This is a genomic window from Enterobacteriaceae bacterium Kacie_13, from assembly GCA_013457415.1.
GTDB lineage: Bacteria > Pseudomonadota > Gammaproteobacteria > Enterobacterales > Enterobacteriaceae > Rahnella.
Window position 1 is genome coordinate 2,758,501 of sequence record CP045665.1, and the last position, 9,774, is coordinate 2,768,274.

Below are 9,774 nucleotides of genomic sequence, written 5' to 3' on the forward strand. Positions count from 1 at the left end.
ATCTGTTGCGCTGAAAATTTTTAGAAACAGAGGCGCAGACAGTTCAGACGGCAGGAGGCAATGCAGCGCCGTCAGACGATGAAGCACGCATTTTATAATAACTTTTAAATAAATGATGAACTTTCCGTGAGGAGATGTAACGAAGGCCGCATTTTTAGAAAGGCGCTCCCCCTTTGGGGAGCGCCTGCAAAAAGGTTTATCCAAGCTTGATCTCGCGATCGGCCGAAGCAATGGTCGATGGCCGGTGGGCAATAAAAATGCGCGTAATGTCCAGCTCACTGATGGCCTGATTAATCCGCGCTTCATTGTCCAGATCCAGATGGCTGGTGGCTTCGTCGAGGAACAGGATCGCCGGGCGTCGGTAGAGCGCGCGGGCAATCAGCACCCGCTGCTTCTGGCCGCCAGAGAGGCTGCCGCCCAGTTCGCTTATCAGCGTTTCATAGCCCATCGGCATCCGTTCAATATCCTCATGAATGTTGCAGCGACGGGCGCAGTCAATAATGCGCGCTTCATCCTTCTGCTCATCAAAACTGGCGATGTTCTCGGCAATCGACCCGGCAAACAACGTATCATCCTGTAACACACAGGCGATACAGCTGCGATAGTTGTTCAGCCCGGCGGTGGTGATATCCATGCCGTTGATGAGGATCCGGCCTTCGGTGGGTGAGAGCAAACCGGTCATGATTTTCATCAGCGTGGTTTTGCCCTGCCCCGACGGCCCGGTGATCGCCACGCTTTCACCCGCCGCGACCGACAGATTCAGGCCATTGATCAGCGGCGCTGTCAGGCTGTCGTACTGGAACACCAAATCGCGCACGTCCAGCGACGCCGCCTCGCCCGCCCGCAGCAGTTCTCGTTCCGGTAATGATTTCTCAGTGTCGGTCAGCGCGATGTCGGCGATACGGTCGCGGTGCAACGACAGCATTTTCAGCTGCAACATCATGTTCAGCAGATTGGCCGCACGTTCCGAGAACTGCCCGCGATAGGTGTTGAACGCCACAAACATCCCGAGTGTCATATGCCCGTCGATCACCTGCGTCGCACCCAGCCACAGCAAAGCGACCTGGTCGAGCGTGGCGATCAGCGTATTTCCGCCGGTAAACATCATTTCAAATTTGGTTTTACGCACCGTCGCATTGGCGTTATCAATGTTCAGATTAAGCCAGAAGTTGGCGCGCGCTTTGGATAACCCCAGCGCTTTCAGCGTACTGATGCCGTACAGCGTTTCCATGAAATGCGAACCGGTACGCGCACCTTTGACGATTTGTTCTTCCGAAACCTGACGATAGGCGTTGTAGGTCGTCAGACGGAAAATCACGTACACCGCCGTGAAACCCAAAATCACCCAAATCAGCCAGCCGCCGTAGAGCACCATCATCACGATAAGCCCCACCGACATAATGCCGTCGATAATGCTGTTAACCACATTGGTGGTCAGCGTAGTGCGCAGCGTATCGAGCGAAGTGAAACGTGACTGGATATCGCCGAGTTTGCGTTTTTCAAAGTAATCGAGCGGCAGTTTAAGCAGATGGTCGAACAGCCGCGCTTTCCATTGCACGTCGATAAGTGTACTCATCACCAGCGACGTCCAGGCACGAAGCATACTGACGCCGGTGCGGAAAATAATAAAGAACAGCAGACCCAGACAGATGAGCGTCAGTAAATCCGGGTCTTTCGCCGGGATCACGTGGTCCATAACCAGCTGCATTCCGACCGGCAGCAGCAAATTGACGGATTCTATCATCAGCGACAGGCAGAAAATCTTAGTCAGCGCCGGAATAAGGCCGCTAACGTTGCCCATCATTTTGCGCAGATCGAGCCTGACGCGCGGCTTCTCAGATGTGAAGCCGCTGTCCGGCCACAGCTCTAACGCTACGCCGGTAAAATGCTCTGACACTTCGCGCAGGCCAAGTGAACGACGGCCAAACGCCGGGTCGTGAATAATCACTTTGCCTTGTTTCACACCGACCAGTACGACGAAATGGTTGAGATCCCAGTGCAAAATACAGGGAGTTTTCAGCGCGTTCAGTTCGTCGATATCCAGCTTCAGCGCGCGGGATTTAAGCTCATTGGCAGTGGCGATGTCCATCAGGGTACGCAGGGTCGCGCCGCGTGAGGAAATGCCATAGCGCTGGCGCAAAGTTTGTAAATCAACATGTTTGCCATGGTAGCCACACACCATCGCCAGACAGGCCAGCCCGCACTCGGCGGCTTCAGTCTGGATGATTTGCGGTACGCGGTGTCGCCAGCTGAAATGCAGGCGGTCAGCCAGTTCGCGAACGTTATCGAGATTCATTGATTGGCCCCACCACGCTTTTCTTCATGCTGTAATACGGAGAGAGCATCCACTGATACAGCGGTCTTTTCTCCAGAAATAGGGTCGATTGTGCTTTCATCCCGCTGGATAAATTCAGTGTTTCGCCGTGCCAGTTCATGGCTTTTTTATCCAGCGACACAATCACTTTGTAATACGGTCCGCTGACTGTGCCGTTGGCCGTTCTCGGCGCACTGGCGTAAGAATTCAGCTCCTGTTCAGACACTGGCGCGGAAGAGATCGATTCCACCTTGCCGGGGAACTGACCATATTTTTCAAATGGATAAGCTTCATAACGGATGTTGATGTGCTCGCCCGCCTTGACGTAAGGCACGCTTTCGTTCGGCAGCCATGCCACCAGAAAGAACGGGGAATTTTTTTCCGGCACCAGCTGGGCAAGGCTGTCACCGGCGTTGACCATCTGCCCCGGCGTAACGCTCAGCGAGGAAATTTTGCCGGAGGTCGGCGCGGTGATCAGTAATGATCCTTTGGCATCGGCCTGTGCCAGCTGGCGTTCGAGATCGTTACGCTGATAGCCGTATTGCGAAATCTGATTGTCGAACTCGGCGGCACGGGTCACCAGTTCGCTGCGCAGATTGGTTATCTGCAACGCTTCCTGAATCGCCTGGGTATTCAGGCTCTGGAACGAGGTTTGCTGCTGGTAAAACAGGTAACGTTGGTTGTTGAGCTGATCGGTATTAATCAGCCCTTTCTTTTGATACGCGCCGTAATTCTGCATGCTTTTCTTCATCGCGTTCAGGCCTTCCTGCGCGGAATCCACCATGCTTTGCGAGACTTCGTGCGCCTTCTGATACTGATCTAACTGCTGTTGCAGATTCTCCAGTGTTTCCTGCTTGTTGTGCTGAAGCTGCACGATGATGGCATCAATCTGCTCGCGTTGTTTTTTGATTGCTGCAAGCGTGGTGGTACTGACATTCCCCGCCTGCGTCACCCGGCTGACATCAATCTCATACAGTGGCTGGCCTTTTTTTACCGGCTTGCCCGTATCGACATACAGCTCTGTCACCACGCCCTGCTCCGGGCTGAACAGGTTGATGCTGTGTGGCTGCGTGATGATTTCACCGCTGACGTTGATGCGCCGCGTGTAGTTGGCGAAGATGAGGAAAATCAGGAGTGCGATAATAAAAATGGCGGTCAACGTAGTGACTATCCATAAAGGCCAGCCTGCGAGTAATAGCGCTTTCCCCGCCCAGTGGCTTTGCTGATGTTCATTCACCTCTTTACGAAAGAGCATATTTTAGCCCCCGGATGAACACCTTTTTTATGAACATGATGCAGATCTCTGAAAATAGGATCCTAGAAAGATAGCAGTCAATATTTTGGCTGCCACCGCGAATACTCTGAAACAGGGAAAGAAGATATTTACAGCGGTAGATAATCGCGCAGAGGAATTAAAAAAACATCATTACAAATATGGATGAAATATATTTTAACGCGTATTTTTTGCCCTAATCTTTATTAAATCCTGATGGGATTAAAATTAAAACCATTTAAAACAGATAGTTATAATTAAAATCTCACATAGGAGATTATTCCTAGTCAAATTTCGCGACGCGTGTTCTAGGCTTAATCCCTGTGAAGACATTGCGTAAAAATTATCTCCATAGCATTACTCAATGTTTTCATCTCCCCGAACTTTTTCTAATGAAAAGTATTGGGGGCTGGCTTTAACAGATAAGAGGATGACCTAAGATGAAACAATTAACAGAACGTGATATTGAAATGGTTAATGGTGCGGGTTGGTCGGAAGATGTGAATAAAGTGGCCGACCGCCTGTCAAACTTTGGTCAGGACGCGGTAAGTGACACCAGTAATGCGGTGAACAAGGCGTATTCACAAATTTCCGACGGTCTTGCTAAAGCACAGAACTATCTGACCACCTAGTTTATGCTTCACAGGTGAACCAGAGTAATACATGCCCCCGCTTGCGCGGGGGCTTTTTTATGATGATTTGTAAGTGAACGAATATTAAACGCCTGATTTAGTCTTATCTTTCTTCACCATGCTGTTTTTGAGTTTTCCCACCAGCTCTTTACGGAAATCCCCCAGCTTGGGTTTATCCCCATCCAACCACGGCAGCGGGCGGCACAGCTCCATGGTTTTGATGCCCAGACGGGCAGTCAGCAAACCGGCACCGATGCCCTGGGCCGCACGGGCAGAAAGGCGCGCGGCCAGATCCTGCGACATCCAGTCCATCCCCACTTCGCGCACCAGTTCTGACGCACCGGCGAACGCCATGTTCAGCAAAACCAAACGGAACAAGCGGATACGGCTGAAATAACCGAGTTCTATGCCGTAGAGCACCGCGATACGATTCACCAGACGCAGGTTGCGCCAGGCAATGAACGCCATGTCCACCAGCGCCAGCGGACTGACGGCGATCATCAGCGCGGATTCTGCTGCGGAATGGCTGATTTCACGTCGCGCCTGAGCATCCAGCACCGGCTGCACTAAACGGGCATAGAGTTCAACCACTTCGCGGTCATTTTGCGTTTCATGTAATGAGGCCTGCCAGCGTTGCAGTGCCGGATGGCTGTTATCCAGCCCGGCCTGTGCAGCCAGTTTTTCGCAAAATGCGCGCCCCTGCCCTAAACCATGGCTGTGCATCAAATCACGGGCCATATCTCGCTCGTCGGCGCGCTGACGCAAACGGTATAAGCGCCGCCATTCAGTCACAATCGAACCGACACCGGCGAACACGATAAGACCGCCTGCCGTACAGGCACCGAGCGTCACCCAGTCCTGCTGGATCCATGCCTGATGCACCCATTGCACGCCCTGCGCCACGACGCTTATCCCAAGCACTGCCACGCCCAGACGCACCATTTTGCTCCACAGGCTGCGGCGCGGTTTCAGCGCGCGGCTGAGCACCGCTTCGGCCTCCCCCTCTTCCTCTTTTGCGTCAGTCTCAGCGGAAATGGGAATAAAGCGCTCTGAAATCATCTCGTCGAACGCCTGCGCGGGGCGGAGAACCGGTTCAACCGGCGCTTTTAATTCCGTTTCAAAATCGATACGCGGTTTTAAAGGTTCGCTCATCGCATTTTATCCCCCAGTAAAAACTCCATCACCGCGTCCAGTCGGATGTGCGGCAACGGCTGATCCACGCTCATCTCGCGCGGACGGAACTCGTCAAAGTGGAACCCCTGTTTCTGCCAGAACGCATGACCCGGCAGGCGAGCAGGAACCTCACCGGGGAAAACGGTCAGCGGCGCGCCGTCCTGCAATCTGTGGCCTTTCAACGCAGGCAGACTTTGCCCCTGATATTCCACCAGTCCGGTTTCGGTCGCCTGCACGGAGGCCAGCCCCGCGCAATCCATGCTGATGCCTTCGAACGCGGCGTTCTGCCATGCCTCCTGCACCAGCTGCTGTAGCAGCGACACCAGATTGGCGTGCTGATCGCCGGTAATGTGATCAGCCTTGGTGGCGGCAAACATCAGTTTGTCGATGCACGGATTGAACAGGCGGCGGAACAGCGTGCGCTTGCCATAGTGAAAACTCTGCATCAGCTGGGTCAGCGCCAGACGCATATCGTTAAACGCCTGCGGTCCGCTGTTGAGCGGCTGGAGGCAATCCACCAGCACAATCTGCCGGTCAAAACGAACGAAATGCTCTTTGTAGAACCCCTTCACGATGGTCTGGCAGTAATAGTCAAAACGCGCGCGCAGCATGCCGAGATTGCTGTTCTTATCAGCCTGTGCCAGTTGGGCATCGGTGTACTGATGCATTTCCGGCCACGGGAAGAACTGTAACGCAGGTGCGCCGGCCAGATCGCCCGGCAGAACAAAACGCCCAGGCTGGATAAAGTGCAGCCCTTCGGTTTTGCAGCGCACCAGATAATCGGTGTAGGCCTGTGCAATCGCGCCCAGCAGATTTTCATCGGCCGGTGCCAGCGGGTCGCATTGCTGGCACAGCGTCAGCCACGGCTTCGCCCATTCAGCGCGATCGCCCTGTAACAGTCCCGCCATCTGACGTGACCAGTCGAGATAGTTTTGCTCCAGCATCGGTAAATCCAGCAGCCATTCACCGGGATAATCCACAATCTCCAGATATAACGTGGAGGTATCTTTGAAGTGGCGAAGCAGGGAATCGTTGGAGCGGTAGCGCAGTGCGAGACGGATCTCGCTGACGCCGCGGGTGGGTGTCGGCCACGCAGGTGGCGTGCCGAACAGCGACGCCAGACCTTCATCATAGGTAAATCGTGAAACGCCCAGATCTCGCTGGGGCACGCGCTTTACGCCGAGCAGACGCTCTTCGCGGGCAGCCGAAAACAGCGGCAGACGTGCGCCGCTGTGCATATGTAAAAGCTGGTTAACGAAGGCGGTAATAAAAGCGGTCTTTCCGCTGCGGCTTAAACCGGTGACGGCCAGCCGCATATGCCTGTCCATGCCGCGATTGATCAGTGAATTAAACTCGTTTTGTAGTCTTTTCATTGCTCTCCCTGGCGAAGCGCCCAAACAGCGCGGTCAAAATTCGTTTGAATAATGGTTCTAATAATAGTGCTAAAACGTAACGAACGGGTCCTTTTGCTACCACGCCCAGCACGCGGGCTGCCAGCCCGGCAGGACCAAACGTCAGCGCCAGCGTCACAATCACGCTGAAGATTTTCGACAGCAGGCTGCTTTTACCCGGCAGCGAGGAATTCAGATAACGGGTCATAAAGATTCCTTAAGCGGGGACGTGAAAGGAAATTGGCAACCGGCACGACGTCCGGCGGCCAGAAGTATACTTTAGAGCTGACGGAAACGGCTGCGTACGCCAAAGGTTTCCGATGTGACATAACGTTCTACCTGACGTAACCGCTGCTCGCTGGCTTTCAGTTCGCGGTCAGCTTCTTGCAACAGGTTGCGCGGCGAAGGGGCAGTTTCGCCTTCATATTCGCTGGCAGGCACCGGATCCAGTACATAACTGAGAATGATGTACGCCACCACGGTGAACATAAACAAGCCGAAGAAAATCGACAGCACCGCCATGATCCGCAGCAGTTTTACCGGTACGCCGAGATAGTGCGCCAGCCCGGCCAGTACGCCTTTGACTACGCCCTCTTCCGGCACGCGGTAGAGTTTTCGTTCAGACATTCGGCTCGCCATTATGATTGCCTCCAGCCGGGATGTTCAGAATCCAGAATTTCTTCCAGTGCCTGAATACGTTCGCGCATACGCTGCGCATCTTGTGTCAGGCTGGAGAGATTTTGCATCTCATGCTGACTGAGCTGAGTGCCATTTTGCTGGCGATTGCTGTAGTGAAGCCACAACCACACGGGCGCCACGAATAATACGAAAATGGTCAGCGGAATGGCTAAAAACAGGAAGCTCATTGTCTCTCCTTATGAGTCTTTTTTGTGCCGGTGAAGGCGTTTGTCCTGCAATATGAACCTGCCCGCAGGCAGGTTCATTGACGATCATCGTTGGGGATTACGCGTCTTTACTCACGTTCATTTTCGCTTTCAGGGCCGCAATCTGCGCGCTGATTTCATCATCGGCCTTCAGATCGGCGAACTGCTGATCCAGAGATTTCTTTTTGCCGATACCGACGGTTTCCGCTTCCGCTTCCATGTGGTCGATACGGCGCTCGAATTGCTCAAAGCGCGCCATCGCTTCATCAATCTTGCCGCTGTCAAGCTGGCGGCGAACGTCACGTGAAGAAGATGCGGCCTGATGACGCAGGGTCAGCGCCTGCTGACGGGCACGGGTTTCGGTCAGTTTGCTTTCCAGTTCACCGATTTCCGATTTCATGCGATCCAGCGTTTCTTCTACCACGGTCACTTCATTTTTCAATACAGCAACCAGATCGGACAGTTTCTGTTTTTCGATAAGCGCCGCTCGCGCCAGATCGTCTTTATCTTTACGCAGCGCCAGTTCGGCTTTGTCCTGCCATTCGTTCTGCTGGGACTCGCCCTGATCGATGCGGCGGATCAGCTGTTTCTTTTCTGCCAGCGCGCGGGCAGAGGTTGAACGCAACTCCACCAGCGTGTCTTCCATTTCCTGAATCATCAGACGAACCAGTTTTTGTGGATCCTCTGCTTTATCCAACAGTGTGTTGATGTTGGCGTTAATGATGTCAGCGAAGCGAGAAAAAATACCCATAATCGAAATTCCTCTTTGATTCTGTTGGCATCCGGCCTCAGCCGGTTTTAAGGTGTCCGGCCAATCTATTACCGGTTAAAGCAGCCGTCACGGATGACTTGCCGCAGTAAACCTATATCAGGATCCGTGCCAACTTTTTAAAATCATTATCCTCATGAATAAATTGAATTTTTTATTTTCGACTCTGCTATGCTTATTTATCAAGATGACTAAATTCACCAAGTGTTAGTGTAATTCACCACACAAGGAAAGCCTGATGACTGATAATACAGAGAATTTGCTCGGCGAAGCCAATGCCTTTATTGAGGTACTGGAACAGGTTTCGCAGCTGGCCAGGCTGAACAAGCCGGTGCTGGTGACCGGCGAGCGCGGCAGCGGTAAAGAGCTGATCGCGCATCGGCTGCATTATTTGTCACCGCGCTGGCAGGGGCCGTTCATTTCGCTAAACTGTGCGGCGCTGAATGAAAATCTGCTGGATTCAGAGCTGTTTGGCCACGAAGCAGGTGCATTTACCGGCGCGCAGAAGCGCCATCTCGGGCGTTTTGAGCGCGCAGACGGTGGCACGCTGTTTCTTGATGAACTGGCGACGGCGCCAATGCTGGTGCAGGAAAAGCTGCTTCGGGTTATTGAGTACGGACATCTTGAGCGCGTCGGCGGCAGCCAACCGTTGCAGGTCGATGTGCGGCTGGTGTGCGCGACTAATGATGATTTACCGGCACTGGCAGAAGCGGGAAAATTCCGCGCCGACTTGCTGGACCGTCTCGCCTTTGATGTGGTGCAACTGCCGCCGCTGAGAGAGCGTCAACAGGACATCATGTTGCTGGCCGAACACTTCGCCATTCAGATGTGCCGCGAACTGTCACTGCCTTTATTCCCCGGCTTTACCGATCATGCCCATGAAACGCTGATGCACTACCGCTGGCCGGGTAACATCCGCGAGCTGAAAAACGTCGTTGAACGCTCGATGTACCGTCACGGCACCAGCGAATCCCCGCTCGACAACATTATCCTCAATCCCTTTGCGCGACGGACTGAACCTGAGCAACAGACCAAGTCAGCAGACACCCCGATTCTGCCCACATTGCCGCTGGATTTAAAACAATGGGTGACCGGTCAGGAAAAAAATCTGATTAAACAGGCCTTGCGACAGGCGCGTTTCAACCAGCGTAAAGCGGCCGGACTGCTGAACGTGACATACCATCAGTTAAGGGGAATGTTAAAGAAGCACGAAATACTGGTGAATGCGGCGGAGGGTGACTGAATTTTAGGCAAAAAAAAAGCCAGCACCCGAGCTGGCTAAGTAATTCTGGAAGCAATGTGAGCAATGTCGTACCTCGCGATTAACGTTCCTGGCGG

10 protein-coding genes are annotated in these 9,774 nt (G+C 53.4%); 2 read left to right on the forward strand and 8 right to left on the reverse strand.

Annotated elements, in window-relative coordinates:
* Window positions 1-196: 196 nt before the first annotated feature.
* Both GE278_12540 and GE278_12545 read right to left on the reverse strand, forming a co-directional pair.
* Entirely contained in the window at window positions 197-2,296 is a 2,100-nt protein-coding gene (locus GE278_12540; GenBank protein ID QLK61546.1) for an ATP-binding cassette domain-containing protein, read from the reverse strand.
* Window positions 2,283-3,569: an HlyD family efflux transporter periplasmic adaptor subunit gene (locus GE278_12545; protein ID QLK61547.1), complete on the reverse strand. Its 1,287-nt coding sequence runs from the start codon at window positions 3,567-3,569 to the stop codon at window positions 2,283-2,285. Before GE278_12545 ends, GE278_12540 begins: the two co-directional genes overlap by 14 nt.
* A gap of 458 nt (window positions 3,570-4,027) precedes the next feature.
* Here GE278_12545 and GE278_12550 point away from each other — a divergent pair, with 458 nt between their 5' ends.
* Window positions 4,028-4,219, forward strand: coding sequence for a chemotaxis protein (locus GE278_12550; protein ID QLK61548.1), 192 nt, complete (start codon window positions 4,028-4,030; stop codon window positions 4,217-4,219).
* A gap of 84 nt (window positions 4,220-4,303) precedes the next feature.
* On the opposite strand, the gene GE278_12555 is transcribed toward GE278_12550, so the two are convergent.
* From GE278_12555 to pspA, 6 genes are all read right to left on the reverse strand, one after another.
* Window positions 4,304-5,371 (reverse strand): TIGR01620 family protein, encoded by a 1,068-nt coding sequence (locus GE278_12555; GenBank protein ID QLK61549.1) that lies wholly within the window; start codon window positions 5,369-5,371, stop codon window positions 4,304-4,306.
* Entirely contained in the window at window positions 5,368-6,765 is a 1,398-nt protein-coding gene (locus GE278_12560) for a YcjX family protein (protein ID QLK61550.1), read from the reverse strand. The genes GE278_12555 and GE278_12560 overlap by 4 nt, the downstream gene beginning before the upstream one ends.
* Window positions 6,740-6,991 carry a phage shock protein D gene (locus tag GE278_12565; GenBank protein QLK61551.1) on the reverse strand — a complete coding sequence of 84 codons (252 nt, stop codon included), beginning with the start codon at window positions 6,989-6,991 and terminating at the stop codon, window positions 6,740-6,742. Before GE278_12565 ends, GE278_12560 begins: the two co-directional genes overlap by 26 nt.
* 71 nt (window positions 6,992-7,062) lie before the next feature.
* Window positions 7,063-7,422, reverse strand: a complete 360-nt coding sequence (gene pspC, locus GE278_12570) for an envelope stress response membrane protein PspC (protein QLK61552.1) — start codon at window positions 7,420-7,422, stop codon at window positions 7,063-7,065.
* The gene (pspB, locus tag GE278_12575; GenBank protein QLK61553.1) at window positions 7,422-7,649 is read right to left on the reverse strand and encodes an envelope stress response membrane protein PspB; all 228 of its coding nucleotides are present in this window, start codon (window positions 7,647-7,649) and stop codon (window positions 7,422-7,424) included. The genes pspC and pspB overlap by 1 nt, the downstream gene beginning before the upstream one ends.
* Before the next feature lie 97 nt (window positions 7,650-7,746).
* On the reverse strand, window positions 7,747-8,418 hold the full coding sequence (gene pspA, locus GE278_12580; GenBank protein QLK61554.1) for a phage shock protein PspA: 672 nt from the start codon (window positions 8,416-8,418) through the stop codon (window positions 7,747-7,749).
* A gap of 256 nt (window positions 8,419-8,674) precedes the next feature.
* On the opposite strand from pspA, the gene pspF reads away from it, so the two are divergent.
* A complete protein-coding gene (gene pspF / locus GE278_12585; protein ID QLK61555.1) occupies window positions 8,675-9,679 on the forward strand; it encodes a phage shock protein operon transcriptional activator in 1,005 nt (334 codons plus the stop codon).
* Window positions 9,680-9,774 lie beyond the last annotated feature (95 nt).

Excerpts from the sequence above, each read along its gene's own strand:
- GE278_12540 (QLK61546.1), bottom strand. The coding sequence starts at position 2,296 with ATGAATCTCGATAACGTTCGCGAACTGGCTGACCGCCTGCATTTCAGC.
- GE278_12545 (QLK61547.1), bottom strand. The coding sequence starts at position 3,569 with ATGCTCTTTCGTAAAGAGGTGAATGAACATCAGCAAAGCCACTGGGCG.
- GE278_12550 (QLK61548.1), top strand. The coding sequence starts at position 4,028 with ATGAAACAATTAACAGAACGTGATATTGAAATGGTTAATGGTGCGGGT.
- GE278_12555 (QLK61549.1), bottom strand. The coding sequence starts at position 5,371 with ATGAGCGAACCTTTAAAACCGCGTATCGATTTTGAAACGGAATTAAAA.
- GE278_12560 (QLK61550.1), bottom strand. The coding sequence starts at position 6,765 with ATGAAAAGACTACAAAACGAGTTTAATTCACTGATCAATCGCGGCATG.
- GE278_12565 (QLK61551.1), bottom strand. The coding sequence starts at position 6,991 with ATGACCCGTTATCTGAATTCCTCGCTGCCGGGTAAAAGCAGCCTGCTG.
- pspC (QLK61552.1), bottom strand. The coding sequence starts at position 7,422 with ATGGCGAGCCGAATGTCTGAACGAAAACTCTACCGCGTGCCGGAAGAG.
- pspB (QLK61553.1), bottom strand. The coding sequence starts at position 7,649 with ATGAGCTTCCTGTTTTTAGCCATTCCGCTGACCATTTTCGTATTATTC.
- pspA (QLK61554.1), bottom strand. The coding sequence starts at position 8,418 with ATGGGTATTTTTTCTCGCTTCGCTGACATCATTAACGCCAACATCAAC.
- pspF (QLK61555.1), top strand. The coding sequence starts at position 8,675 with ATGACTGATAATACAGAGAATTTGCTCGGCGAAGCCAATGCCTTTATT.